We start from the raw sequence: 26324 nt of genomic DNA, 5'->3' as shown, positions 1-26324 counted from the left end.
TACATCTAGCGCGCATTGATCGAGAGGAGCACCCGATGAAGGATGCATTGAAGAGGCTGATTCCGGCACGGTTCAGAAAAGACCGGACCGTCATTCCTGTGGTTCGTCTTGCGGGCGCCATCATGGCGGGTGGTTCGCGTGGGCGGCCGATGCTTAATCTCGCGTCGGTTGCACCCGCGCTGGAGAAAGCCTTCACGTTCAAAGGGGCGCCAGTGGTGGCCATTTCGGTCAATTCGCCTGGCGGTTCGCCCGTTCAGTCGCGGCAGATCTTCGAGCGCATCCGTCTTCTGGCGGAAGAAAACCACAAACGGGTTCTCATCTTTGTCGAGGATGTGGCCGCATCCGGCGGCTACATGATTGCGCTGGCGGGCGATGAGATTTTTGTCGATCCCACTTCCGTTGTCGGCTCCATCGGCGTGGTGTCCGGTGGTTTCGGCTTTACCGGGCTGATCGAGAAACTCGGGATCGAGCGTCGCGTCTATACCTCGGGTGAGAACAAGGTGATGCTGGATCCGTTTCAGCCGGAGAAAGAGCGCGACATCACCTTTCTGAAGTCGCTTCAGAGCGAGATCCACGAGGTCTTCATCGACATGGTGAAGGAGCGGCGCGGTGCAAGGCTCGCCGATGATCCGGAGCTGTTTTCCGGTCTGTTCTGGTCCGGAAAGCGCGGTCTGGCCCTCGGTCTGGTCGATGGCATAGGCGACATGCGCAAGACACTTAAGGATCGCTATGGCGACCATGTCGAGCTCAAGCTGATCTCCGGCCCGACCACGCTTGTCGGGCGCAAGGTGCCGGGCGTTGTCCTTTCCGGCGAACGGATTGCCGCAGGCCTCGCCGCCGGTCTTGCCGAACAGGCGGAAGAGCGTGCATTATGGTCGCGTTACGGGCTCTAACGCGCGAATCACAGGATCAAAGAGGCGCTTATGCCGCAATTGCTGGTCATGGCTGCTATTTTCGGCGGCGGATATATGCTCTACCGAAAGTTCATCGCCGATGCCGAGAAGACAACGGAGCGCGGTGAGCAACGCCGTGCCGAACAGAAGAATGGTGCCATCGGAACACTGGTGAAAGACCCCGACACCGGGGTCTACAGCGTGCGCAAGGACCAGGAATAACCTCACTGACTGTTCGGACCGTTACGCCTGCTTTCATCGTCGCGCTCCAGGTCGCGCTTCAGGCTACGTTCCGGCCGGTGAAATTTTCCCCCTGCTGCAAATCAGGTGGTGCAGCAAACCGATTCGGCCTAAGGCTTTGCGTCGTCCGCGATGGTGCGGCCGGAGCGGAGATTGTTCATGAAGGCGATGGGGCTTGCCGAATGGGCCATGCTGGTGACCCTTTCCGTGCTTTGGGGTGGGTCCTTCTTTTTCATCGGCGTTCTGGTGAAGGTTCTGCCGCCTCTCACCATTGTCGCCCTCAGACTGCTGATCGCCGCTGCCGTGCTGCTTCTGGTACTGAAGCTCACCGGGCGCCGGGTGCCCGTTTCCGGACCGGTCATCCTTGCATGTCTCGGCATGGGGCTTCTCAACAATGCGCTGCCCTTCAGTCTTATCGTCTGGGGACAGACCCGCATTGAGAGTGGTCTCGCCTCGGTCTTTAACGCCACGACACCGCTCTTCGGCGTCGTGGTCGCCCATTTCCTGACCCGCGATGAGAAAATGTCGGTGAACCGGCTGGCAGGCGTCGTGTCGGGCTTTGCCGGCGTCGCCATCATGATCGGCGCTTCGGCTTTCTCCGGTCTGACGAATAGCCTTGAAGGCGAGGTCGCGGTTCTCGGGGCCGCGCTTTCCTATGCGTTTGCAGGTGTTTTCGGCCGGCGCTTTCGCCGGCTCGGCGTTGATCCGGTGACCGCGGCGGCGGGCCAGATCACGGCGGCTGCCATCATCATGCTGCCGCTCGCCATGGTTATCGAAAGACCGTTTGCCCTGATCGCCGGCGCGCCGCCGTTTGCCTGGGCGGCCCTTGCCGCCATGGCCGTCTTTTCAACGGCATTTGCTTATGTGCTGTATTTCCGTATTCTTTCATCAGCAGGCGCGACCAATATCATGCTGGTGACCTTTCTTGTGCCTGTCTCGGCGATCCTGCTCGGCGTTTTTGTGCTGGGCGAACATCTGGCGCCACGCCATTTCTTCGGAATGGGGTTGATCGCGATTGGTCTCGCTGCCATCGATGGCAGGCTTTTCAGGTGCCGTATCGGCCGTTCGAAACGCGCCGGTTGAGGAAATCCTTCTCAAGGGTTGTGGCAGCCACTGCTCGGATGGTACAGCTTTTACGGGAAGGTCCGGTGGAGGCCATGCTGTATTGAGTGTGCCCGCCGGACGAAAGGAAATCCCCGTCCAAGCGCTTGATCGCACCGGGCGGCAAACAGAAGGGGGATGCAATCATGAGCACCGGAATCTGGATCAGCCTGTCAATCTATTTTCTCTTGATGCTGGGGATCGGCTTTTACGCCTGGCGCAAGTCCACATCGAGTTCTGAAGAATATATTCTTGGCGGCCGTCAGCTATCGCCGGCGGTTGCAGCGCTTTCGGCCGGTGCTTCGGATATGAGCGGATGGCTGCTGATGGGGCTTCCCGGCGCGCTTTTCGTCAGCGGTCTGGCCCAGAGCTGGATCGGCATCGGGCTCGTGGTCGGGGCGTTCTTCAACTGGATCATCGTTGCGCCAAGGCTTCGTGAACAGACCGAGCGTTATGACAATGCGCTCACCATCCCCGAATTCCTGTCAAACCGCTTTCCCAGCAAGTCAACCATGCTGCGCACGGTGTCAGCCGTCGTCATCGTGGTTTTTTTCGCGGTCTACACCGCGTCAGGCCTTGTTGCTGGCGGCAAGCTGTTTGACACGGCCTTTCAGGATCTGGTGACGATCAAGGGCCTGAACCCCTATCAGGTCGGCATTCTCATCACCATGGGCATCGTCCTGGTCTATACGCTGATTGGCGGTTTTCTGGCGGTGAGCCTGACGGATTTCGTTCAGGGCTGCATCATGATGATCGCCCTGGTGATCATGCCGATCGTCGTTGTCATCCGTGCCGGTGGCTTTGGTGTCTCCGAGGCGCGGATGATGAGCGTTGATCCGAATTTCCTGTCGATGATTCACGGCGTCACCGTGATCGGCTGGCTGTCGGCGGTTGCCTGGGGGCTCGGCTATTTCGGCCAGCCGCATATCATCGTCCGCTTCATGGCGGTGCGCAGCGTCAAGGATGTGCCTGCCGCCCGCAATATCGGCATGGCCTGGATGGTGATTTCGCTGCTTGGTGCCATCGGCGTCGGCATTTTCGGTCGTTCTTTCGTGGTCGGCAACAACATAACGGTTCAGGATCCGGAAACGATCTTCATCATTCTGGCGAATCAGCTGTTCATCCCGCTGATCACCGGCTTCCTGCTGGCGGCGCTTCTGGCGGCGGTCATGAGCACGATTTCGAGCCAGCTTCTGGTCTCCTCCTCCTCGCTGACGGAGGATTTCTACCGCCTGTTCCTGCGCCGTCATGCCAGCGAGCCGGAACTGGTCAATATCGGCCGCTTCTTCGTGCTGCTGGTGGCCGTGCTCGCCGCCTGGATAGCCTGGAACCCGGATTCGAAGGTTCTTGGCCTCGTATCGCACGCCTGGGCCGGCTTCGGTGCCGCCTTTGGCCCGCTGATCATCCTGTCGCTCACCTGGTCGCGCATGTCGGGCTGGGGCGCCGTTGCCGGCCTGATTGTCGGCGCGGTGACGGTTGGCGGCTGGATCGCGCTCGGCTTCGATCAAAGCTTCATGGGTGGTGCCGGTGTCTATGAGATCATTCCCGGTTTCATCGCTGCTTTTATCGCCATCTGGGTTGTCAGCCTGCTGACGCCGAGCAAGGACGAATTCCGTCCGCTTCCCGCCGACGCCTGATGTCGTCTTGCCGACCATGAGCGGAGGGGGGCTGCAGATTGCCTGTTTTGCGGGTGATTTGCGGCCCTTGCCGTTCGACAAGCTTGACCCCTTGGCCCTTCCGTGGCACTCACCGCAACCGGAATGAAAAGCCAAAGAAAGCCGGTTCGCCATGTCTAGTGATGAGATTGCGCCCCATATGCACCCCAAACGCTCCTTCCAGGGGCTGATCCTGACGCTCCAGTCCTACTGGGCGGACAAGGGCTGTGCGATTTTGCAGCCCTATGACATGGAAGTGGGCGCCGGTACGCTGCATCCGTCAACGACGCTGCGCGCGCTCGGGCCGAAGCGCTGGAATGTCGCCTATGTGCAGCCCTCCCGCCGCCCGGCCGATGGCCGCTACGGTGAGAACCCGAACCGTCTGCAGCATTATTATCAGTATCAGGTTCTGCTGAAGCCCTCGCCGCCGGATCTGCAGGAGCTCTATCTCGGTTCGCTGCGGGCGATCGGGCTCGACCCGCTGCTGCATGATGTGCGCTTCGTCGAGGATGACTGGGAAAACCCGACCACCGGGTCCTGGGGGCTTGGCTGGGAATGCTGGTGCGATGGCATGGAAGTGTCGCAGTTCACCTATTTCCAGCAGGTCTGCGGTATTGAATGCGCGCCGGTGGCCGGCGAGCTGACCTATGGTCTGGAGCGGCTTGCCATGTATGTGCAGGGCGTCGACAATGTCTATGACCTCAATTTCAACGGCCGTGAAGGCGATGAAAAGGTCACCTATGGCGATATCTTCCTGCAGACCGAGCAGGAATATTCGCGCCATAATTTCGAATATGCCAATACCGAGATGCTGCATCGCCATTTCCTTGATGCGGAAGCCGAATGCAAGGCACTGCTTGACGCCGGCCACCCGACCGCAGCGGGCATGCTGCATAAATGCGTGTTCCCGGCCTATGACCAGTGCATCAAGGCGTCGCATATCTTCAATCTGCTGGATGCGCGCGGTGTCATCTCGGTCACGGAACGGCAGAGCTATATTCTGCGCGTGCGCACGCTGGCCAAGGCCTGCGGCGAGGCCTTCCTTTTGACCGATGCCGGAGGCTATGCACCCGAAGCGGCCTGAGCCATTCGGTCACGAGATCGACATGTAGGGTTGAATCGTCATGTAGGATTGACATGGGGACGCGGCGATCTAGCCTCATCCCGATCAGTCAGGGAGAGTATCGATGCTGACCGCCCTTATCATTATTGTCGTCATCGCCGTTGCGGTGATCTTTTATGCGATCTCGCTTTATAACAGCCTTGTCAGCGCCCGGCAGGTGGCGGAAGAGGCCTGGTCCGGCATTGATGTGCAGCTGAAGCGCCGTGCTGATCTGGTTCCCAATCTGGTGGAAACGGTCAAGGGCTATGCCGGCCACGAACGCGGCACGTTGGAAGAGGTGGTTGCCATGCGCAACAAGGCGACGGCCGTGCCGGCGGGCGATGTGGCGGGACGTGCTGCTGCCGAAGGCGAACTGACCCAGGCGCTGGGCCGGCTTTTCGCCCTTGCCGAGGCCTATCCCGACCTCAAGGCGAGCCAGAACTTTGCCGAGCTGCAGAAGACGCTGCAGCAGACCGAGAGCGAGATCCAGATGGCGCGCCGTTACTATAACGGCGCTGCCCGCGACCTGAACGTCAAGGTCGAGAGCTTTCCGTCCAATATGGTTGCCAGCCGCTATGGCTTTCACAAGAAAGACTATTTCGAGATCGACAACAGCGCCGATCGCGCGGTGCCGCAGGTCTCCTTTTGAACATTTCGGCCTGATGAGGGCTCGTTGAGAGAGAACGTCCGATGACTGACAAAGACAGGCTGACCGTCATTCCGCCGGAACATGCGCTTTCCGGCCATGTCAGCCCGCCCGGTTCAAAATCGATCACCAACCGCGCGCTGTTGCTCGCCGGCCTGTCAAAAGGCACGAGCCGGCTGACCGGCGCGCTGAAAAGTGATGATACCCGTCACATGGCCAATGCGCTCAGAGCCATGGGCGTGAGCGTCGATGAACCGGATGCAACGACATTTGTCGTCACCGGTTCCGGTGTGCTTCAGCCGCCTTCCGGTCCGCTTTTTCTCGGCAATGCCGGCACGGCAACACGGTTTCTGACCGCGGCCGTGGCAAGCGTCTCGGGCACGGTGGTGGTCGATGGCGATGAGCATATGCGCAAGCGTCCGATCGGCCCGCTGGTCAAGGCGCTGAGAAGCCTTGGCATTGATGCTAAGGCCCCGACCGGCTGCCCGCCGGTGACAATCCAAGGCAATGGCCATTTCGGCACCGGCCGGGTGGAGATTGATGCCGGACTTTCGAGCCAGTATGTTTCCGCCCTGCTGATGGCTGCACCGCTTGGCCCTGTAGGCGCGAACCAGCCGGTCACCGTGGCGCTGACGGGCCCGGATATCGGCGCGCGCGGCTATGTCGATCTGACGCTTGATGCCATGGCAGCCTTCGGGGCCAGGGTGGACAAGATCGACGCGGCGAGCTGGCGGGTCCAGCCGACCGGCTATCAGGCGACCGATTTCCATATCGAGCCGGATGCCTCTGCCGCCACCTATCTGTGGGCGGCGGAAAAGCTCACCGGCGGCGCGATCGATATCGGCACGGCTGCAGACAGGTTCACCCAGCCTGATGCCAGGGCCTATCAGGTGATCGCATCTTTCCCGCATATGCCGGCGGTGATCGATGGCAGCCAGATGCAGGATGCGGTGCCGACGCTGGCCGTGCTCTCCGCCTTCAACGAGACGAAGGTGCGCTTTACCGGCATTGAAAATCTCCGGGTCAAGGAATGCGACCGCACCCGGGCGCTGTCGCTCGGGCTGAACGGCATCCGTGCCGGGCTGGCAGAAGAAGAGGGCGATGATCTGATCGTCCATGCCGATCCGAGCCTTGCCGGCCAGCACCTGCCGGCCGAGATCGACACCTTTGCCGACCACCGCATCGCCATGAGTTTTGCACTGGCGGGGCTGAAGATATCCGGCATCACCATTCTTGATCCGCTCTGCGTCGGCAAGACCTATCCCAGCTACTGGGATGCGCTTCTTGCGCTTGGCGTGACATTCGAGGACTGAGGACAGCGACCATGGCGACAGCAGACCGGAACAGAAATGCCTCGGACCTGCTGGTGCGGGAGATGATGCGGCTGGTGGCGCCGGCGGTTCTTTTGCTGGCGCTGATGCTGGCACCGGTTCTGCCGGCACGGGCTGCCGAGGTGATCAACAGTTTTACCTCGGATGTGACGGTCGAGCCATCCGGCCTTTTTGATGTCACCGAAACGATTGCCGTTCATAGCGAAGGTGATCAGATCCGCCATGGCATCTATCGCGATTTTCCGCTGAAGTTCCGGGCGGAGAATGGTCGTAGCGGTTCGGTGACCTTTGATCTGAAATCGGTCACGCTGGATGGCCAGGCGGTCGCGTGGCACACGGAAAGCATTTCCGGGGGCATCCGGATCTATATCGGTTCTGCCGATCGCATGCTGCCGCCCGGTGACCACACCTATGTGCTGACCTATGACACCGACCGCCAGCTGCGCGCCTTCAGTGATCATGACGAGGTCTACTGGAATGCCACCGGCAATTTCTGGGCCTACCCGATTGAAACCGCCACGGCGGTCATCCGTCTGCCGGAGGGGGTGACGCCGCTGAAGACGGATTTCTTCACCGGAGATTACGGCGCCACTGGCAAGGCGGCGCGCGCGCGCCTGAACGGCAATGTCGTCACCGTCACCACCACGGCGCCGCTTTCGCCGGAAGAGGGGCTTTCCGTTGTGGTCGCCATCCCGAAAGGGGCGATCACCGGGCCATCATCGACGACAAGCGCCTCGTGGTTCTTTGCCGATTATCGCAATTATTTCATCGGCTTTGGCGGCCTCATTCTGGTCTTCGCCTATTATATGATTTTCTGGCTGCGGGTCGGCCGCGATCCCAGGCCGGGCGTTGTCGTGCCGCGCTGGGAGCCGCCCGAAGGGCTGTCGCCGGGGCTGGTCGCCTATGTCGAGCATCAAGGCTTCGGGTCGCACCGTTTCGATGCCATTGCTGCAACCGTGATCGATCTGGCCGTCAAGGGTTTTGTCACCATTGACGAGCCGAAAAAGGGCATGCGGATCACCCGCACGGATAAATCTTTCGATCCGAGCCTGCCGTCCGGCCAGCGCGCCGTGCTGAAGGATATTGATAATGTCGGTGGTGTCTTCACCATCGACAAGGCGCATTCAAGCTCGGTTTCGGCCATGGCGAGCGCCTTTACCGGGGCCATTACCGGCGAGCATCGCGGCGAATATTTCGTCACCAATGGCGGCTATATCGGCGGTGGGCTGGTGTTGTCTGTCATTTCGGTGATTGCGCTTCTGGCCTTTGGCACGATCAGCGATACGGTGATCCCGATCCTGTTTCTGTCGATCTTCATGGCGATTTTTGTCGGCCTGTTTGCGACGGCGATCTCGAAAAGCTTCAGCCGGCGCAACAACAGCGCATTCCTGGTGGTGAGGCTGCTTTTGCTGATCGCCTTTGGCGGTTTCTTCGCCATCCATACGATTGGCGGCATCATGCTCACTTTCTTCTCCGATCAGCTTTTCGGTGAGGACTGGGCCGTGATTGTCACCATTGGCGGCATCGTGCTGATGAACCTTGTCTTCTTCACGCTGATGGGGGCGCCGACGCCTGCAGGGCGGAAGAAGATGGATGAGATTGCCGGGCTGAAGCAATATCTGGCGCTGGCGGAAGCCGACCGGATGAACATGGCGGGTGCGCCGAAAATGTCGCCCCAGCATTTCGAAACTCTGCTTCCCTATGCCGTCGCGCTTGGCCTGGAAAAGCCCTGGTCGAAGACCTTCGACATCTGGCTTTCGGCCGCCGTTGCCGCAGGCACGGCCAGCTATTATTCGCCTTACTGGTATCATGGCGATTTCAGCCATCATCACCTGTCGGACCAGATCGGCGCCTTCTCTTCCTCCATGGCCTCGACCATGTCGTCATCCATGCCGACACAGAACACCTCCTCCTCCGGATTTTCCTCCGGCGGCGGCTTTTCGGGCGGTGGTGGCGGCGGTGGCGGCGGTGGCGGCTGGTAAGCTCGCTCAGTCTTCGATGCGCAGGAAGTGGATGGCAGACGGTGTTTCCGGATAGGTTTCGCGTGTGGACCAGTCCAGGGGCAGGCGAGCGAAGGTAATGCCGTCGTCATCGGACCAGACACTGTCCTTCAAGAGCGTTCCTTCTGACGGAAAGGCAAATGGCGCGCAGGTGCGGCCAGCGACATTGCGCGGAACATCGGTCTGCCAGTCATCAATGCCGCATCCGGCGGTGGCGCTGTTCTTGTTGTAGTAGGCGGTAATGTCATCCGACAACAGCGTGTAATTGAACGGTCCGGTTTTCTGAACAAAATCGATCCGCTGTCCCTCTGCCTCTGCGATCTCGGCGAGCGCGCCCTCGTATGAAAGCCGGACCGTCGGTATATCGCAGTTGCTGTGGGCGTAGTTCTGGGCTGTTGCGGTCAGCTTCCGCCCTTCGATCGTCACCCCGGCAATGAAGCCGTGGCGGCCATCCTTGCCGATTGGCATGCAGTGACTGCGATAGCTTCCCTCAGGCAGCGCCGGAGCGGCGCGTACCGCATCGGCAAATGCGCCGGATATCAGGATCAGCGGCAGGACGGAAAGCGTGTTCATGGGTCGGTCTCCTTCTCCCTAACCCAGACTTGCCGCCAAATCGGGTGATTTGCGGGCATGATTGCGGTTCTTCTCCGGCCGGAGCGCGAAAACCCGCATTGCCGGATGACTTTTGCGTGCCGACTTGCTAACACCCCGTCACGATCATTTTGTGAACACGATAGAAGCCCGTCATGCCCGACTTATTGCTTGAACTTCGCTCCGAGGAAATTCCGGCCCGCATGCAGCAGAAAGCTGCAGGCGATCTGAAGAAGCTCGTCACCGATCAGCTTGTCGATCAGGGTCTGACCTATGAGGGCGCCAAGGAATACTGGACGCCGCGCCGGCTGACGCTGCATATCAAGGGGCTGACGGCACGGTCCGCTGATGTGCGCGAGGAACGTAAGGGCCCGCGCGTCGGCGCACCGGAAAAGGCGCTGGAAGGCTTTCTGCGCGGCGCCGGTCTTGCCGATATTTCCGAGGCAAAGATCCAGTCGGACCCGAAGAAGGGCGATTTCTACGTCGCCATCATCGAAAAGCCCGGTCAGGACGCGCGCGATATCATCCGCGCCATCATGCCGGGCATCATCCGCAATTTTCCCTGGCCGAAATCGATGCGCTGGGGTGCGCAGTCGGTCAATCCCGGTGCGCTGCGTTGGGTGCGTCCCCTGCAGTCGATTGTCTGCACCTTTGGCACCGAGATCGAGGAGACCGAGGTCATCGATTTCGAGATCGATGGCATTGTCGCCTCCAACATCACCTATGGCCACCGCTTCCACGCGCCGGAAGGCTTTGCCGTGCGCCGTTTCGACGATTATGTCTCAGGGCTTGAGAAGGCCTGCGTCATTCTCGATGCCGAGCGCCGCAAGCATGTGATTGCGGACGATGCTGCCAATCTCGCCTTTGCCAACGGGCTGGAACTGGTGGAAGATGCGGCATTGCTCGATGAAGTGTCGGGCCTTGTCGAATATCCGCAGGTTCTGCTTGGCGAATTCGAGGCGGAATTCCTGGCAATTCCGGACGAGATCACCCGGCTGACGATCAAGACCAACCAGAAATGCTTCGTCACCCGCGTGCAGGGTGAGGAGAAGCTCTCCAACAAGTTCATTCTGGTCGCCAATATCGCCGCCTCCGATGGCGGTGCGGAAATCCGCCATGGCAATGGCAAGGTGGTGCGCTCGCGCCTCTCCGATGGCCTGCATTTCTGGCACATGGATCAACGCGACCTGCCCGACTTGAAGACGCTCGAAGCTTCGGCGGCCAAATTCGGGCTCGACCTGAAAAAGCCGCTCGATCAGCGCATGGCCAAGCTCGATGCACTGAACGTGACCTTCCATGCCAAGCTCGGCACGCAGGGCCAGCGCATTGAGCGCATCCGCGCGCTTGCCGGCAAGCTGGCGCCGGTCGTTGGTGCCGATGCGGCAGAGGTTGACCGTGCCGTCGTGCTGGCCAAGGCGGATCTTCGCACCGAGGCCGTTGGTGAATTTCCCGAGCTTCAGGGCCTGATGGGCCGCAAATATGCGAGCCTCCAGGGCGAGAGCGACGATGTCGCCGCCGCGATCGAGGAGCATTACAAGCCGCTCGGTCCCTCCGATGTCGTGCCGCGCGGCAAGGTCTCGCTCACGGTGGCGCTGGCCGACAAGCTCGATACGCTGACCGGTTTCTGGTCGATCGGTGAAAAGCCGACCGGCTCGGGCGATCCTTTCGCGCTGCGTCGCGCCGCTCTCGGCGTCATCCGCATCATTCTGGAACGCGGTGTCCGGCTGAAGCTGCTTTCGGTGTTTGACGATCGCGATCTGCTGTCCTTCTTCCATGACCGCTTCAAGGTCTATCTGCGCGACATGGGCGCGCGGTATGATCTGATCGATGCGGTGCTGACCGGGGATGCCGATGATCTGGAAGTCGTGGCGCGCCGGGTTGAGGCCTTGACCAAATTCCTCGATTCGGAAGACGGGCAGAACCTGCTGGCCGGTGAAAAGCGCGCCAGCCAGCTTTTGGCAGCGGAAGAAAAGAAGAAGACGAAGGTGGCCGAAAAGGTCGATCCGGCGCTGTTTGAGGTTCCGGCTGAAAAGGCGCTTTATGAGGCGATCCTGTCGGCTTCTGCGGCGGCTGAGAAAGCGGCGGCGGCGGAAGAATTCTTCCATGCCATGGAGGCGCTTTCTGCCCTGCGTGCACCGGTCGATGCCTTCTTCACCGATGTTCTGGTCAATGCTGATGATGAGGCCGTGCGTGCCAACCGCCTCGCACTGCTTGCCATGATCCGCCAGGCGACGGAGAAGGTTGCCGATTTCTCGAAGATCTCCGGCTGATTGCCGTTCCCGGCTGAAATGACAGGGCCCTCGCGCTGAAACGCGGGGGCCTTTTTTTGTTCAGATGCCGTGCCGTGTTCTGAACAGGCTGATCTGGCGGAGGCTCTCGGCAACGACGCCATCAATCAGACGGCGGCCTTTTTCAGCCGTTGCCGGACGCGGATCGCCGAAAACGCCGGAGCTGTTGAAATCGCGCAGCTGCATCGGCTCCATGCCGAAGGTGGGCGGGAAGTCGGGATATTCGGCTTCGGCCCTGTCCATGCGCACACTGTCGGGGGCCAGGGCCAGCATGAAGGATGTTTCCATCTCGTCGGCATGCATGAATCCGAAACCGGCAGGCTTGCTGTCGAGAACGTCGGCACAGAGCGCGTCCAGCCCGGGATAATCCAGCGAGAGAACCGGCAGGTTATGGATGTTATTGAGCCTGCGGGCGGCCAGCGCGATCGGCTCGCGATTGCCGAAATGGCCGTTGACGGTAATGAGCGCGGAAAAGCCGATCCGCTTCACGCCCGCGCCGATATCGAAAATCATCGCCTGCAGCGTTTCGGGCGAAAGCGAAATCGTGCCGGGAAAGGCCTCATTGTTCCAGGCCTCGCCATAGGTGACAGGCGGCAGCAGAACTGCGCCTTCGCGGCGGGCGATTTCGCGGGCAACGCCCTCGGCCATCACCGTATCGGTGATGAGCGGCAGATGGGCGCCATGCTGTTCGCAGGCGCCAACGGCAACGACGGCAAGCGCACCTGCTGCGACTGCAGTTTCGATCTCCGGCCAGCTTGCCCTGGAGGCCTCGAGAAAGCTGCTCATAGCCCGCTCCAGCTATGGACTTCAAGGCTTGCCTGCGGTGCGAGCACGCTCAGCAGTTCCGCCGTCGAGCGGGCATAATCGACCGGGCCGCCGGTGACGGTGGCAAGGGCTGCATGCTCGATGTCGTTATAGTCGAAACCATGCGCCAGAAGGTCGATAAGGGCGGCCTGCAGCGGCGGCATGGTCGGGTTGAAAGCCACGCTTTCAATGGTTGCGCCGGTGATCAGTGCGCCGCCTTTCAGGCCCAGGACAACCGCGCCCGGCGAGCGGCTATAGGGCGCGTGCGCGCGCTTTCCGGCTTCGAGGAGGGCGGGTGCGACCGTGTCTCGAACATCGCCGGCAAGGGCAAGATCGGGGAAGTTGATCCGCCCGCCTTCGGCGCCCTTTTCATCCAGTGCTTCGGGGGAAAAGGGCCAGGGATAGAGATCGGCAAGCTTCAACCGGTGGCCAAGCGGATCGATGAGATTGAGATCGGAGCCAACGGCGAATTCGGACAGATATTGCCGGCAATGACCGCAGGGGTGGGCGCCCGAAAGCGCAATGGTCTTCACCGATGTGCCGCGCGAAAAGGCGCGCGAGGCGACAAAGCCCTCGCCATGGACGGAAAAGCCGAGATGGGTGCCGGGAAATTCGAGATTGCCGCCGAGAATCAGATTACCGGTCTCAGCTTCCAGCCCGACCGCACCGACGAAAAAGCCGGAAATCGGAGGGCGCGCGCGCAGCGCCGCCGTGTCGACGAGCACGGCCATCAGAAATTCGATATCGTCGATGGCGTAGCGGTCGCAGAGTTTCTGGGCCGCGGCGGCAGAAACCACGCTGCCGGCATTGGTCTTCAGGGCTTCGCGGCCGCGGCCGGCGAGGCTTTCGGCCTCCTGGCGGATTGCCGGGCCATGATTGGCTTCAGTCTCGGCGATACGGTTCTTGCGGTTATTATCAGGGGGCGCAATCGGGTTCACGCGGCTACCTTCCCGGATTCTGGTTTCTTGATGAAAACGTGCGACATGTGTGCGCTGCGAAAACAAGCGTATTTTTCAGGCATAGGGCGGGGAATAGGATTTGACAAGCCGGAAGCGGGAGCCAATAAGTCGCTAGCTGAAACGCTAAAAAAAGAATGGGGAATATGGTTTCAGTTCTGCTTTCCGAGACGACGATCCTGACCGCTGATCAGACCGATACGGTTTATGAGCGCGGCTGGATTTCCTTCACCGATGGTCGCATCACCGGGCTTGGCCCCTTGGCAACCAGGCCAGCTGCCGAAGGTTTTGACCAGCATTTTGCCCTTGCCGGCCATCTGGTCATGCCGGGGCTGATCAATGCGCACACGCATTCGCCGATGATCCTGTTTCGCGGCCATACCGAGGGCCACAGCCTGTTGACCATGGAGGGCTGGTATAATTCGGTGCGCGAGCCCGAGCTCTCGCTTGAGGCTGCCGATATCAAGCCGTCTGTCGCGCTTTCCTGTGCGGAAATGCTGCTGTCGGGAACCACGACCTTCTGCGAGCAGTATTTCTTTGCTGATGAGATCGCCGAGGCTGCTGATGAAAGCGGCATCCGCGCGGTGATCGCCTATGGCATCGTGCAGCTGGGCGACAGGGAGCGCGGCGAGCGGGAACTGGCCTCCGCCTCCGCCTTCATCGAGCGCCAGTCGCGCGCCGGCGGGCGGATCGTGCCATGGTTCGGCCCGCATGCGCCCTATGTCGACAATAGCGAGGATCTGATCCGCGCCGAGGTCGAGACGGCAATCCGCTATGGCTGCGGCATGCATCTGCACATGGCCGCCGGGCCTGAGGATAATGCGGAAACCATGGCGCGCTACGGGCTGACGGCGACCGAGGCGCTGCACCGCGACGGCTTTTTCAATGGCCGTGTCCATGCCGCCCATTGCCTGGATCTCTCGCCCGAGGATATCGCCATCTTTGCTGCGGCGCCTGCAGCGTCTGTCGCCCATTGCGCAACTGCAGGGCTGCGGTCCGGCAAGCCCGGCATCTGCCCGGTGAAGGAACTGCGCGCGGCCGGCATTACCGTGGCGCTTGGCACGGATAATGTCGCGGCCAATAATTCCTATGACATGATCGCCGAAATGCGCGTCGCAGGCCTTGCCGCATCGCACCGCGAAGGCGTTGCCCAGCCGATCTCGAGCCGCGAGCTGGTGCGCATGGCAACCATTGACGGTGCCCGGGCGCTCGGCCTTGATCACGAGACGGGCTCGCTCGAGCCTGGCAAGGCCGCCGATATCATCGCCATCGACATGAATGGTCCCGGCTATTCGCCGGTTCCCGATATCGCGACGCTTCTGGTCTATTCGGGGAGCGGCCGTGATGTCTCCCATGTTTTTGTGGCTGGAGAGGCATTGGTTGTTGAAAAACGGCTGATCAAGCAAGATCTTGCCACCTTGCGCCGCGAATATGAGACAACCTACGAGCGCTTCTGGACGCGTGTGGAGACTGCCCGCGCGGCGATCTGATATTTCGAGACGATCAGGGGCGGCTCTGAATATTTATTGTCGAGACGGCTCAGACCGTCTCAGGGGACTGCAAGACAACAAGACGATACGATAAAGGAGAACAGCATGCGCCTTCCTTCCCTTACCCGCCGTGCATTCGGCAAGCTTGCCTTTGCCACGGGCCTTGCCCTTTCGGTTTCTGCACCGGCCGTGATGGCCGAAGACTATTCCGCCGACAATCCGCTGAAGGTCGCCTTCGTGGTGCATGGCACGCTTGGCGACAAGAGCTTTCTGGATTCCGCTGCTGCGGGTCTGAAAAAGGCCGAGACCGAATTGCCGGTCAAGGCAACGGTGATCGAGGCCGGATCTGACCGCTCGCGCTGGCAGCCGGCGCTGGCCGATGTCACCGACAGCGATTATGACGTCATCATCGCCGGAACCTGGGAAATGACCGGTTATATTGCCGAGCTGGCCGATGAATATCCGGAAAAGAAGTTCATCATCTTTGATGATGCGCCGGATTTCTCCGGTGGCGCCTATCCGAATGTTCTGGCGATCCAGTATCGCACCTCGACGGCAGCCTATCTTGCCGGCTATGCCGCCGCGAAGATTTCCAAGACCGGCAAGCTTGGTGAAATTCTTGGCGTTGAAGGTTCCACCGTTCTCGAATTCGCCGTTGGTTTCGAACAGGGTGCCAAGGCTGCCAATCCGGATGTCGAGGTCATGCGTTCGGTTGCCGGCTCCTTCACCGATCCGGCCAAGGGCAAGGAACTGGCACTGGCCCAGTTCGCGCAAGGGGCAGATATCGTCTTCCCGATTGCCGGCGGTACCGGGGTTGGCGCGCTTCAGGCCGCGCGTGACGAAGGCAAGCTTGCTGTCGGCGTTGACAGCGACCAGGCGATGATCTTCGCTGATTCTGATCCGGCTCAGGCCAGTGTGATCTTCACGTCGGTGGAAAAGAAGGTCGGTGATTCGCTGGTGACCGCGCTTGATGAGACCATCAAGGGGACCGCGCCCTACGGTTCGGCGATCCTGCTGGGGCTTGCCGATGGCGCCGTCGGCATCTCGGAAAATTCCTATTACGACAAGCTGGTCCCGGCTGATGTCCGTGCCGAGGTCAATGAACAGAAAGACAAGATCGTCTCCGGCGAGATCACCGTCGATACGGCGATGGGTCAGTAATCCACCATTTGGCAGGCGCTCATCTTTTCAGTTGAAAGGATGGGCGCCTTTTCAGTTGAAAGGATGGGTTTATGGCTCCACGTCTTGAAGCCGCCGCCATCGGCAAGGTTTATCCCGGTGGCGTTGTCGCCAATGATGGCGTCAATCTTTCGGTCAATGCGGGTGAAGTTCATGCGGTTGTCGGCGAGAACGGCGCCGGCAAATCGACCTTGATGAAGATCCTGTTCGGGATCGAGCAGCCCAATAGCGGCACATTGCGGCTTGATGGCCGCGCGGTGTCCTTCGCCAATCCCTCCGAGGCCATCGCTGCCGGGATCGGCATGGTCTTCCAGCACTTTTCGCTGGTTCCCTCCTTCACCGTTTACGAGAATGTCGTGCTCGGCGCCGAGCCGGGCTCCGGCTTCAAGTTTGACCGTGAAACCGCCATTGCCAAGGTGCGGGCACTGTCCGAGCGGTTCCACCTGAACGTTGATCCGCTGGCGCCCGTCGGCAAGCTGCCGGTCGGCCAGCAGCAGCGCGTCGAGATTTTGAAGGCGCTCTATCGGGATGCCCGCATTCTCATTCTCGATGAACCGACGGCGGTGCTGGCGCCGCAGGAGGTGGAAGAGCTGTTCACCGCCGTGCGCTCGCTGATCGCCGAAGGCCGCACCGTCATCTTCATCGCCCACAAGCTGCCGGAAGTGCTGGAGATTTCAGACCGGATCACCGTCATGCGTGCCGGCAAGACCGTCGGATCGGTCGCCGCGGCCCAGACGAGCGAGCAGGCGCTTGCGACGATGATGGTCGGGCGTGAGGTGAGCCTCCGGGTCGAGCGTTCCAAGGCGCGCGGTGAAACGAGGCTTTCGGTCGAGAAGCTGAAGATCGTTTCCGAAAGCGGCACCACCGTCTGCGAGGATCTGTCGCTCAGCGTTCATGCCGGTGAGATTGTCGGTCTTGTCGGCGTCGAGGGCAATGGTCAGGCCGAGCTCTTGGAAGCGGTTGCCGGGCTGCGCCGGACGGCTTCGGGGCGCATTGACGTCGATGGCGCCGATATCGTTGCCATGAGCGTGCTGAAACGGCGCGAAAAGGGCGTCGCCAGCATTCCAGAGGACCGCATCGCCGAAGGGCTGGCGACCGGTTCCAGCGTGGCTGAAAATCTGGTGTCGACCAAGCTTGCCGACCGGCGCTTCGTTCGCTCCGGCCTGCTGGACCTCAAGGCGATCCGTGCCAATGCCGAGAGGCTGATCGCGCAATTTTCGATCCGCGTCGGCGGGCCCGATTTTGCGGTTGGTACGCTTTCGGGCGGCAACATGCAGAAGGTGGTCGTGGCACGCGAACTGTCGGAACAGCCGGGTGTGCTCCTGGTGAACCAGCCGACGCGCGGCGTCGATCTCGGTGCGACCCAGTTTATCTGGAAATCAATCGCCGATGCGCGCGACGGCGGCGCGGCCGTGCTCTTGAGCTCGGCGGACCTGTCGGAGCTTCTGGCGCTTGCCGACCGGCTGGTGGTGTTTTATCGCGGCCGCATCGTTGCCGCCTTCGTCAATTCAGAAACGCTGACCGCCGAAACGCTGGGCATGTATATGCTCGGCATCGAAAAACAGGATGTGGCAACCATGAAGAGGGCACTCTGATGGCACGCACAAAAAACTCCCGGTTCGAAGCGGTCTTCAACGAGGTGGGCCGCGCTGTGGTTGCCCTTCTCGGTGCGCTGATCGTCGCCTTCATTGCCATCTGGTTCACCTCCGATGATCCTGGCAAGGCGATCGACACATTGCTGACCGGCCCGCTTTCCTCCAAGCGCACCATGGGGCTTTGGGTCGATGATGTCGCCAAGCTGACACTCACAGGTCTTGCCTTCGCACTTGTGTTTCAGGCGCGGCAGTTTTCCATGGGCGTCCAGGGGCAGGTCTTTGTCGGCGGGCTCTTCGCGGCGCTGGTGGCGCTCTCGCCGGTTGGCACGACGGCGCTTGCCATTCCGGCCGCCATTCTTGCGGCGATTGTGACAGGGGCGATCTACGGCTTCATCCCCGGCTATATCAAGGCCCGTTTTGGCGCCAATGAAATCGTTTCCTCGCTGATGCTGAATTATATCGCCATCAAGGTGGTGGATTATATCGTCCGTGCGGATCTTGCACCGGCCGGATCCGGCCAGCTGATGTCGCCGAAATTCCCCAAAAGTTCGATCTTCCCGGCCTTCATTCCGCATACGCGTTTCGATCTCGGTATCGTCATCGCGATCATCACCGTCGTCGTTGTCTGGTTCATGCTTTACCGCACCCGCTGGGGGCTGAAGCTCAGGCTGGTCGGGCATAATCCGCGCTTTGCCGAATATTCCGGCATCCGCGCCAATTCGATCATGGTGTCGGCGATGACCGTTTCCGGTGCGATTGGCGGGCTTTTGGGGGCGGTGTTCGTACAGGGGACGGCCTTCGGGCGGATCGCGATTGATTTCGATGGCGGACTGCCCTTTGAGGGCATTCTGATTGCGATTGTGGCGCGCAACCGGCCGCTGGCGGTGCCGGTCGTGGCGATCTTCTACGGCTATCTCAGGCAGGGCGCGCAGCTGATGGGTATCCGCACCGATGTACCGGCGGAAATGATTTCGGTGGTTCAGGCGCTGGTGATCCTGCTGGTCGCCTCGTCCTTCTCGGTGCCGGGCCGCAAGCTGATTGCGCGCCTGTTCGCTAGACCTGCAGCAGCCTGAGGGGGACGAAAATGCTTGATCTTGTAGCAACGATCTTTTCCGCGACCTTCCTCGTCATGGTCATCCGCACGGCGACGCCGCTACTGTTTGCGACGATGGGGGGGCTGATTGCCGATCTGTCGGGCGCGCTCAATGTGGCGCTGGAAGGCATGATGCTGATTGCGGCGCTGACGGCGGTCGTCACCTCGGTCTATGCGCCGTGGTATGTCGCCGTCATCGCTGCCATGGCGGCGGGCGGCCTGTTCGGCGCGGTGATGGGGTATTTCCACCTCAACCGCAAGGCTGATGTCGTGCTGGTGGGCTTTGCCATCAATATCTTTGCCACGGGCGGAACGGTCTTTGCACTGTCTCTCGCCACCGGCGGCGACAAGGGCACCTCCATCAACCTGATCTCCAAGGCCGTGCCGGAACTGCCGATCCCGGGCCTTGCTGCGGTTCCGGTTGTCGGACCGACGCTCGATGCGCTTTTCGGTCATAACTCGGTGCTGTCCTGGCTTGCCCTGCTGTCGGTGATCGGCGTCTGGTATGTCCTCTATCGCACGCCTTACGGGCTGTGGCTGCGCGGCGTCGGTGAATATCCGGCGGCGGCCGAAGCTGCCGGCATTTCGGTGATGGCGGTGAAGTTCTGGGCGCTGGTTGCCTCCGGCGCACTGGCCGGCATTGGCGGGGCACAGCTTGCCATGTTCAACTATGTCGGCTTCACCCGCGACATGACGGCGGGTCGCGGCTTCATCGCACTCGGGGCGGTGCTGCTCGGCGCGCGGCATCCGGTGGGTGCAGCGCTTGCGGCGCTGTTTTTCGGTTTCTTCGAGGCGCTGTCGATCGTGATGCCGAACTTCTTCGCCTGGATCCCGGCGGAAATCATTCAGGCCATTCCCTTCGCCGTTACCATTATCGCGCTGGTGCTGTTTTCGTACCGGGCGAGCCGCGGACGGCGGATGAAGACGCTGGCGGAGGCCTGATCCGGCGACTGCGACCAATGGCGCGGGTGCTTGACAACCAGACGTTACCGGCCTTAATTGGCCGCCGTCAGGGTTGCCGGCACCTGCCGCCCGCGCGTCGCTAAGACGATGGTGAAGCCGGCCTGATCTCGTCTCCATTTCGGATGTAACACCCGAATCGGCGGCAATGCGGGCACTGGCTTCTCCCGGGTGTTCCTTCTGGAACCGAATATGACACGCGAAATCTCTCCGGATACGGGGAATCCCTATCTCACCGGTGCGCTCTGGCCGCTCTTTTTCAAGACGGCTGCACCGATCATTGTCCTCATGCTGGTGAGCGGCTTGTTCACCGTCGTCGACGCGATCTTTCTCGGCGTTTATGTCGGCGCGGATGCGCTGGCAGCGGTCACGCTCGTCTTTCCCGTTTTCATGGCGCTGAATGCGCTGTCGACGCTGGTCTCATCCGGCATGGCCAGCATATTGGCGCGGCGTCTGGGATCGGGCGACAAAAGTGGCGCGCAGGCGGCGATGCAGTCGGCAACGCTCCTGGCTGTCGCGACCTGTCTTGTCCTGATGCTTGCCTTTACCCTGACGGGTGCGGCGCTGATCAGCTGGCTTTCGGTGGGTGATGCCGATCTTGCGCGGATGGGCATGATCTATATTGCCATCGTCGTCTATGGCAGCCCGCTGACCTTTCTGATCGGCATTCAGGGCGACGCGCTGCGCTCCGAGGGGCTCGCCATGCTGATGGCGGTCATCGGTGTTGCAGTGACGCTCGCCAATATCGGCTTCAACTACATCTTCATCGTCCTGATGGGCTGGGGTGTCGCCGGATCCGCGATCGGTACGCTTGCCGCGCAGGTGGTGGCGCTTGTCATTGCCATGGCGCTCAGGCTCTCCGGTCGAACGCCGCTGACTTTATGGGCGGCAACGGGACGCAGCGCTTTTTCCGGCTGGTGCGAAAATGTCAAGCTTGGCCTGCCGCCGTCTCTGACGCTGGCTGGCGTCAGCGTCACGTCCGGGGCGATGATCGTTGCCGAGCAGATCTGGGGCGGGGATCACTATGCCGCAACCATTGCTGCCTATGGCATCGTCACGCGGGTGATGACCTTTGCCTTCCTGCCGCTGATGGGGCTCAATCTCGCCTGTCAGTCGATCGTCGGCAATAATTTCGGTGCCAGCGCCTTTGTCCGCTCCGATCAGACACTGAGGATCGGTCTTGTGGTCGGGCTGGTCTATGGCATCGCCGTCGAGGCAATACTGATGGGCATGCCGGGGCCGATCGCCCGGATTTTCGTCACCGATCCGGCGACCATTGCCGAGATGGCGCGGATCACCCGGCTTCTGGTGATCACCTATGTCATCTACGCGCCGATGATCATGCTGTCGGGCTATTTCCAGGCCATCGGCAATGCGCTGGCGGCCGGTGCTCTCGGCCTGACGCGGCCTTATCTCCTGGTGGTGCCGGGCATTTTTCTGCTGCCGCTGGCGTTGGGCGAAACCGGGATCTGGCTTTCGGGCGCTGTCGCTGATTGCGCAATGCTCGGCGTCGCGGCGCTTGTGCTGGGCGCGAACCGCCGTCGCACGGGGGCTGGTTTCGGCGTCATGATGGCAGGTCGCACTTAGCGCATCGGCTCGAAAATCGGAATCGATCTTCGAAAAGAATGCACGGCGCTCCAATTGCGATGCCCGCGGCTGTTCCAGAGCCGCGGGCATCTTGCCGTCAGCCGTTGATGAAATGCAGCGACTGGTATCTGGCCCGCAATGCCGCCGTTTCGCCGGCAAGGCTTTCGGGCGCATTCGACATGAGGACACGGGCGCAAAGCGAAGCGATCTCGCGGACATTGCTACGGTTCACACCGAAGCGTACGAGTTCGGGCGTGCCGATCCTGAGGCCATTATTGTCGCCTTCGAGGGCGGCGATCGGCAGGCCGATGCCGCAGGCGAGGAAGCCGCCAAGCTCCAGCTTTTTCGATGCCGTCTGGCCGCCGCCAAAACGGGCTGCCTCAAGGGCGAACTGATGCGAGGCGGTGACGCCGCGTTCGGCGGCGAAGAGCGGCAGTCCGGCCTCGGCCAGCACCTCTGCAAAGGCCCTTGCTGTGGCGATCATCTCGTCGGCATAGGCTTTGCCATGGTCGAGCCAGTCGGCCAGCGAGATGGCGAGGGCCGCCGTCTTGCCGGCATCGAAATTGGCGGTCATGCCGGGAAAGGCGATTGCCTCCAGCTTTTCGGCGATCTCGGCGTCATTGGTGACGATCAGCCCGCCCGCCGGGCCGCCCAGGCTTTTATAGGTGCTCATGGTCATGAAATGCGCGCCCTCATCGAGAGGGTTCTTCCACGCCCTGCCGGCGATGATGCCGCATTGATGGGCCGCATCGAACATCACCTTGGCACCGATCTCGTCGGCGATCGCACGGATGTCGGCAACGGGATGTTCGAACAGGTTGAGGCTCTGGCCGACGGTGATCAGTGCCGGGCGGAATTCGCGCGCCATCACCGCCAGTCTGTCGATATCGATGGAATAGCCCGTCGCATCGCTTGGCGCGGATATGGTTTTCAGGCCGAACAGACCGGCGCATCCGGCCGCATGATGGGTAACATGGCCGCCGACCTCCGCATCCGGCGCAATGATGGTGTCGCCTGGCGCGCAGGTGGCCATGAAGCCATAGAGATTGGCGATGGCACCGGAGGGAACGCGCACTTCGGCATATTTCGCACCGAAGACCCGGGCGGCGAGATCGGCGGCGATCACTTCGATTTCCTCGATCGCCTGCAGGCCCATCTCGTATTTGTCACCGGCATAGCCGAGCGAAGGCCGCGAGCCGAGACCGGCTGAAAGCATGGCTTCGGCACGCGGGTTCATCACATTGGTGGCGGGGTTGAGGTTGAAGCAGCGCCTTGTATGAATTTCGGCATTTTCCCGCGCCAGCGCCTCGATCCGGGTCACGCTTTCAGCGGGCGAAAGACCGGTGGTGGTCTTGAGAATGGTGTTGATTCGTTCAGCGCTTTGCGCTGGCAGCCAGTCACGTTCGGCAAGCATGAAAGATCCCCTGCGATTGCTTTGGTGCCAGTCTAGAAGCGCGGTTTCCATTGACAAGCGAGATTAAATGAATTTTGGCTTAGAAAAACTAGGTCAAGGATTTGTGTCATGCCGGTCGCTCCGCCCCGTCCCAAAGGTCCGCCGCTCAATGCGCTTCGTGCGTTTGAGGCGGCCGCGCGGTTAGGCGGCTTCAGCACCGCAGCGGAAGAGCTTTCGGTGACCCCGGCCGCGATTTCGCAGCATATCAAGGCGCTTGAAGACTGGGCGGGGGCGGCTCTGTTCGAGCGACGCTCCAAGGGCGTCAGGCTGACGGCGCTGGGTCGCGAGGTGATTGGCGAATTCACCCGGGCCTTTGACGCGCTGGGAAGCGCCCAGCGCCGACTCAGCGAAGCAGGAAGGCCGAAGCGGATGCAGATCGCAGCGCTTCCCTCTGTTGCCCAGCTTTATCTGGCGCCGCGGCTCGGTACTTTGAAACAGGCCTTTCCCGGTGTGACAATCTCGGTGACAGCTCTGGAACGGCCGCCCAATCTGGCCCGCGAGATGTTTGATTTCAGCCTGTTTTTCCGCGCGGCTGACCCGGCTGTCGGACAGATCGTCGTGGCGCGTGACGCCATGACGCCGGTCTGCGTGCCGGCGCTTGCTGACAAGCTTGCCACGCCGTCGGACCTGCTTGCCTTTCCATTGATTTCGGATGCGCTGTGGAACAATGACTGGCGGGACTGGTTTCAACAGGTTATGAATGACGAGACTTCCATTCCGGAAGGACCGGTTTTCTCACTTTACAGCATGGCTCTCGATGAGGCACTTGGCGGCGGCGGCATCCTCATGGGGCATCACGCGCTGATTGATCGCTATCGCCAACAGGGGCGGCTTGTGGCCCCGTTTCCAAGTCTGGCGATCAACTGCCAGCCCCTCGTTCTCGAATGCGCGGGCGATGCTTTTCTGCGAGACCGGGTCGCATCGGCTATCGGGCACTTGCCCTTGGAAACAAAGGAGAAATTCGCGCAAAAGTAGAATCTAATCGATTGCTTGTTTCTCGCTCCAAATTGAATAATGTGAGCCTGACGCATTAATATATGACAATAGCATTTATTCGGAGATTTTGATGGCATCCTCTCTGCCCAATCTCGTAGACAAGATTGTGAACACAGGAACGCTGAAGGTCAAATGGGCCGACGGCAGTGAAACCACCCACGGCGATGGCACCGGCGAACGCGTTAGCGTCGAGGTTACCGATGCCGAAGCAGAAAAGCTGCTGGCTTCCGATCCGGCCCTGACGCTGGGCGAAATGTACATGCAGGGCCGTTTCAAGCTGCATGACGGTGATATTTACGACTTTCTGTCGCTGATCCGCAAAAACACACTGTCTACGGTTTTTTCGCCGATGATGGCGGTCAAGCTTTTCTGGCGAATCGGTCTGGCACAACTGCAGACCCGACTGCCGATCAACCACAACCGCAAGAACGTATCGCATCACTATGATCTGACGCCAGCCCTGTTCAACCTCTTCCTTGATGAGGACTGGCAGTATTCCTGTGCCTATTTCGACCCGCCGGGGATTTCGCTCGACGAGGCCCAGCTGGCCAAGAAACGGCACATTGCCGGAAAACTGTGTCTTTCCGAAGGCCAGCGCGTGCTTGAAATCGGTTCGGGCTGGGGCGGCATGAGCCTCTATCTCGCCGAGATGGCCGGTGTCGACATGACCGGCATCACGCTGTCGCATGAACAGCTGGCGATTTCGGCGAGACGTGCCGAGACGCGCGGCCTGTCCGATCGGGTTCGTTTCGAGCTGCAGGACTACCGCACGATGAAGGCCAAGCCCTTTGACCGGATCGTGTCGGTCGGCATGTTCGAGCATGTCGGAACCGGGCGCTATAACAACTTCTTCCAGAAGTGTTTCGAGCTTCTTGATGATGACGGCGTGATGGTGCTGCATTCGATCGGCCGCGATGTCGCTGGTCACAACATGACCAACCCCTTCATCGAGAAGTACATCTTCCCCGGCGGCTATATTCCGGCGCTGTCCGAGGTGATGCCGGCGGTGGAAAAGGCTGGCCTTCTGGTGCGTGACATCGAAATCCTGCAGATGCACTACGCCTATACGCTGCGCAACTGGCGCAATCGTTTCGTCGCCCGCAAGGAAGAGGCGATCAAGCTCTATGACGAGCAGTTCTTCCGCATGTGGGAGTTCTATCTCGCCGGCTCGGAAATGGCGTTTGAATGGGACAAGATGTTCATCTTTCAGATGCAGCTGTCGAAAAGCCAGTTTGCGACGCCCAACAACCGGCGCTATATGTTCGAGGCTGAGGAAAAATTCCGCCAGAAGGAAGCCTCCCGCGCGCCGCTCGAGCCGCTGGAGTTCTGAGCATTTCGGCCGGCCGGTTCTGGAACGGAGCGGCCGGTCTGAACGATCATGTAGGAACCGGGGACGATAATGGACCAAGTTCGTGATAACGACGGCCGCGTGTTTGACGCGCCGTCGGATAATTTCGTCTACCGCCTGTTGCCGCGCTGGCTCTGGCCCTATGCCCAGCTTGCCCGCTGGGACCGACCGATCGGCTGGCAGCTGCTGATGTGGCCCTGTTTCTGGTCGGCGGCGCTTGCCGCTGATGTCTCGGCCAATGCCGGCGCCCTGCGGCCGGGGCAGTTCATCGCCCATCTCATCCTGTTTTTCATTGGCTCGGTTGCCATGCGCGGTGCCGGCTGCACCTATAATGATCTCGTTGACCACGAGATTGACGGCAAGGTGGCGCGGACGCGCTCGCGGCCGCTGCCATCGGGACGCGTCACAAGGTTTCAGGCCAAGCTGTTCATCGCGCTGCAGTCGCTGACCGGGCTTGCGGTTTTGCTCTGCTTCAACAGCTTCACCATCGGCCTTGCGATCCTGTCGCTGGTGGTGGTGGCGATCTATCCCTTTGCCAAGCGGTTTACCGACTGGCCGCAGCTTTTTCTCGGTCTGGCTTTTTCCTGGGGTGCTCTTGTCGGGTGGTCGGCCGTGTTCGGCTCGCTGTCCTTCGCGCCGGTCCTGCTCTATATCGGCGCTGTCGCCTGGACGATCGGTTATGACACGATCTATGCCCATCAGGACAAGGAAGACGATGCGCTGATCGGTGTCCGGTCCACCGCGCGGCTTTTTGCCGAAAATACCAAGCCCTGGCTCGTCGGCCTCTATGGCATCACGCTGGTGCTGACGGCGTCAGCCTTTGCACTGGCAGGCGTCGGCGCTTTTGCCTGGGGTGGCCTTGTCATTGCGGCGGCCATGATGGCCTATCAGATCTTCGTTCTCGACATTGATGACGGTGATCAATGTCTGCGGCTGTTCAAGTTCAACTTCTATGTCGGCCTGGTGGTCTTTCTCGGTCTGACGGTGTCGGCATTTGTTGCCTAGCCCGTTTCGGC

General features: G+C 60.8%; 22 protein-coding genes. 18 read left to right on the top strand and 4 right to left on the bottom strand.

Annotated elements, in window-relative coordinates:
• Window positions 1-35 precede the first annotated feature (35 nt).
• The 8 genes from HCK86_RS12990 to HCK86_RS12955 all read left to right on the top strand — a co-directional run bounded on the left by HCK86_RS12990 (window position 36) and on the right by HCK86_RS12955 (window position 8950).
• Window positions 36-893 carry a S49 family peptidase gene (locus tag HCK86_RS12990; RefSeq protein WP_176084914.1) on the top strand — a complete coding sequence of 286 codons (858 nt, stop codon included), beginning with the start codon at window positions 36-38 and terminating at the stop codon, window positions 891-893.
• Window positions 894-923: 30 nt separating this feature from the next.
• The gene (locus HCK86_RS12985) at window positions 924-1115 is read left to right on the top strand and encodes a hypothetical protein (RefSeq protein WP_176084913.1); all 192 of its coding nucleotides are present in this window, start codon (window positions 924-926) and stop codon (window positions 1113-1115) included.
• A gap of 177 nt (window positions 1116-1292) precedes the next feature.
• Complete coding sequence (locus HCK86_RS12980) at window positions 1293-2216, top strand: DMT family transporter (protein ID WP_348641075.1); 924 nt, start codon at window positions 1293-1295, stop codon at window positions 2214-2216.
• Window positions 2217-2380: 164 nt separating this feature from the next.
• Window positions 2381-3871 carry a sodium/proline symporter PutP gene (putP, locus tag HCK86_RS12975; RefSeq protein ID WP_176084912.1) on the top strand — a complete coding sequence of 497 codons (1491 nt, stop codon included), beginning with the start codon at window positions 2381-2383 and terminating at the stop codon, window positions 3869-3871.
• Between the two features lie 178 nt (window positions 3872-4049).
• Window positions 4050-4973 (top strand): glycine--tRNA ligase subunit alpha, encoded by a 924-nt coding sequence (locus HCK86_RS12970; RefSeq protein WP_176085133.1) that lies wholly within the window; start codon window positions 4050-4052, stop codon window positions 4971-4973.
• Between the two features lie 103 nt (window positions 4974-5076).
• Window positions 5077-5640 carry a LemA family protein gene (locus HCK86_RS12965; protein ID WP_176084911.1) on the top strand — a complete coding sequence of 188 codons (564 nt, stop codon included), beginning with the start codon at window positions 5077-5079 and terminating at the stop codon, window positions 5638-5640.
• 41 nt (window positions 5641-5681) lie between these two features.
• Window positions 5682-6950 carry a 3-phosphoshikimate 1-carboxyvinyltransferase gene (locus HCK86_RS12960; RefSeq protein ID WP_176084910.1) on the top strand — a complete coding sequence of 423 codons (1269 nt, stop codon included), beginning with the start codon at window positions 5682-5684 and terminating at the stop codon, window positions 6948-6950.
• A gap of 65 nt (window positions 6951-7015) precedes the next feature.
• Window positions 7016-8950: a DUF2207 domain-containing protein gene (locus tag HCK86_RS12955; protein WP_176085132.1), complete on the top strand. Its 1935-nt coding sequence runs from the start codon at window positions 7016-7018 to the stop codon at window positions 8948-8950.
• Between the two features lie 6 nt (window positions 8951-8956).
• On the opposite strand, the gene HCK86_RS12950 is transcribed toward HCK86_RS12955, so the two are convergent.
• Window positions 8957-9541, bottom strand: a complete 585-nt coding sequence (locus HCK86_RS12950) for a hypothetical protein (protein ID WP_176084909.1) — start codon at window positions 9539-9541, stop codon at window positions 8957-8959.
• Window positions 9542-9714: 173 nt separating this feature from the next.
• Between HCK86_RS12950 and glyS the strand changes: the two genes are divergently transcribed.
• Window positions 9715-11829, top strand: a complete 2115-nt coding sequence (gene glyS / locus HCK86_RS12945; RefSeq protein ID WP_176084908.1) for a glycine--tRNA ligase subunit beta — start codon at window positions 9715-9717, stop codon at window positions 11827-11829.
• A gap of 60 nt (window positions 11830-11889) precedes the next feature.
• On the opposite strand, the gene HCK86_RS12940 is transcribed toward glyS, so the two are convergent.
• Window positions 11890-12633: a creatininase family protein gene (locus HCK86_RS12940; RefSeq protein ID WP_176084907.1), complete on the bottom strand. Its 744-nt coding sequence runs from the start codon at window positions 12631-12633 to the stop codon at window positions 11890-11892.
• On the bottom strand, window positions 12630-13589 hold the full coding sequence (cdd, locus tag HCK86_RS12935) for a cytidine deaminase (protein WP_176084906.1): 960 nt from the start codon (window positions 13587-13589) through the stop codon (window positions 12630-12632). The genes HCK86_RS12940 and cdd overlap by 4 nt, the downstream gene beginning before the upstream one ends.
• Before the next feature lie 164 nt (window positions 13590-13753).
• Here cdd and HCK86_RS12930 point away from each other — a divergent pair, with 164 nt between their 5' ends.
• The 6 genes from HCK86_RS12930 to HCK86_RS12905 all read left to right on the top strand — a co-directional run bounded on the left by HCK86_RS12930 (window position 13754) and on the right by HCK86_RS12905 (window position 21511).
• Window positions 13754-15097, top strand: coding sequence for an amidohydrolase (locus tag HCK86_RS12930; RefSeq protein ID WP_176084905.1), 1344 nt, complete (start codon window positions 13754-13756; stop codon window positions 15095-15097).
• A gap of 105 nt (window positions 15098-15202) precedes the next feature.
• Entirely contained in the window at window positions 15203-16258 is a 1056-nt protein-coding gene (locus tag HCK86_RS12925; RefSeq protein WP_176084904.1) for a BMP family ABC transporter substrate-binding protein, read from the top strand.
• Window positions 16259-16329: 71 nt separating this feature from the next.
• Window positions 16330-17871: an ABC transporter ATP-binding protein gene (locus HCK86_RS12920; protein ID WP_176084903.1), complete on the top strand. Its 1542-nt coding sequence runs from the start codon at window positions 16330-16332 to the stop codon at window positions 17869-17871.
• Entirely contained in the window at window positions 17871-18944 is a 1074-nt protein-coding gene (locus HCK86_RS12915; protein WP_176084902.1) for an ABC transporter permease, read from the top strand. The genes HCK86_RS12920 and HCK86_RS12915 overlap by 1 nt, the downstream gene beginning before the upstream one ends.
• A gap of 11 nt (window positions 18945-18955) precedes the next feature.
• Window positions 18956-19906, top strand: a complete 951-nt coding sequence (locus HCK86_RS12910; RefSeq protein WP_176084901.1) for an ABC transporter permease — start codon at window positions 18956-18958, stop codon at window positions 19904-19906.
• A gap of 210 nt (window positions 19907-20116) precedes the next feature.
• The gene (locus HCK86_RS12905; RefSeq protein ID WP_176084900.1) at window positions 20117-21511 is read left to right on the top strand and encodes an MATE family efflux transporter; all 1395 of its coding nucleotides are present in this window, start codon (window positions 20117-20119) and stop codon (window positions 21509-21511) included.
• Window positions 21512-21608: 97 nt separating this feature from the next.
• On the opposite strand, the gene HCK86_RS12900 is transcribed toward HCK86_RS12905, so the two are convergent.
• Window positions 21609-22925, bottom strand: a complete 1317-nt coding sequence (locus HCK86_RS12900) for an aminotransferase class I/II-fold pyridoxal phosphate-dependent enzyme (RefSeq protein ID WP_176084899.1) — start codon at window positions 22923-22925, stop codon at window positions 21609-21611.
• 108 nt (window positions 22926-23033) lie between these two features.
• On the opposite strand from HCK86_RS12900, the gene HCK86_RS12895 reads away from it, so the two are divergent.
• From HCK86_RS12895 to ubiA, 3 genes are all read left to right on the top strand, one after another.
• Window positions 23034-23939 carry a LysR family transcriptional regulator gene (locus HCK86_RS12895; RefSeq protein ID WP_176084898.1) on the top strand — a complete coding sequence of 302 codons (906 nt, stop codon included), beginning with the start codon at window positions 23034-23036 and terminating at the stop codon, window positions 23937-23939.
• 91 nt (window positions 23940-24030) lie between these two features.
• Window positions 24031-25290, top strand: a complete 1260-nt coding sequence (locus HCK86_RS12890; RefSeq protein WP_176084897.1) for a cyclopropane-fatty-acyl-phospholipid synthase family protein — start codon at window positions 24031-24033, stop codon at window positions 25288-25290.
• A 69-nt stretch (window positions 25291-25359) separates the two neighbouring features.
• Window positions 25360-26313 carry a 4-hydroxybenzoate octaprenyltransferase gene (ubiA, locus tag HCK86_RS12885; protein ID WP_176084896.1) on the top strand — a complete coding sequence of 318 codons (954 nt, stop codon included), beginning with the start codon at window positions 25360-25362 and terminating at the stop codon, window positions 26311-26313.
• Window positions 26314-26324 lie beyond the last annotated feature (11 nt).

Source organism: Martelella sp. HB161492 (genome assembly GCF_013184775.1).
Taxonomy (GTDB): Bacteria; Pseudomonadota; Alphaproteobacteria; order Rhizobiales; family Rhizobiaceae; genus Martelella.
The sequence above is the reverse complement of the archived record's forward strand: the minus strand, read 5'-3'. Positions and strand labels throughout refer to the sequence as shown.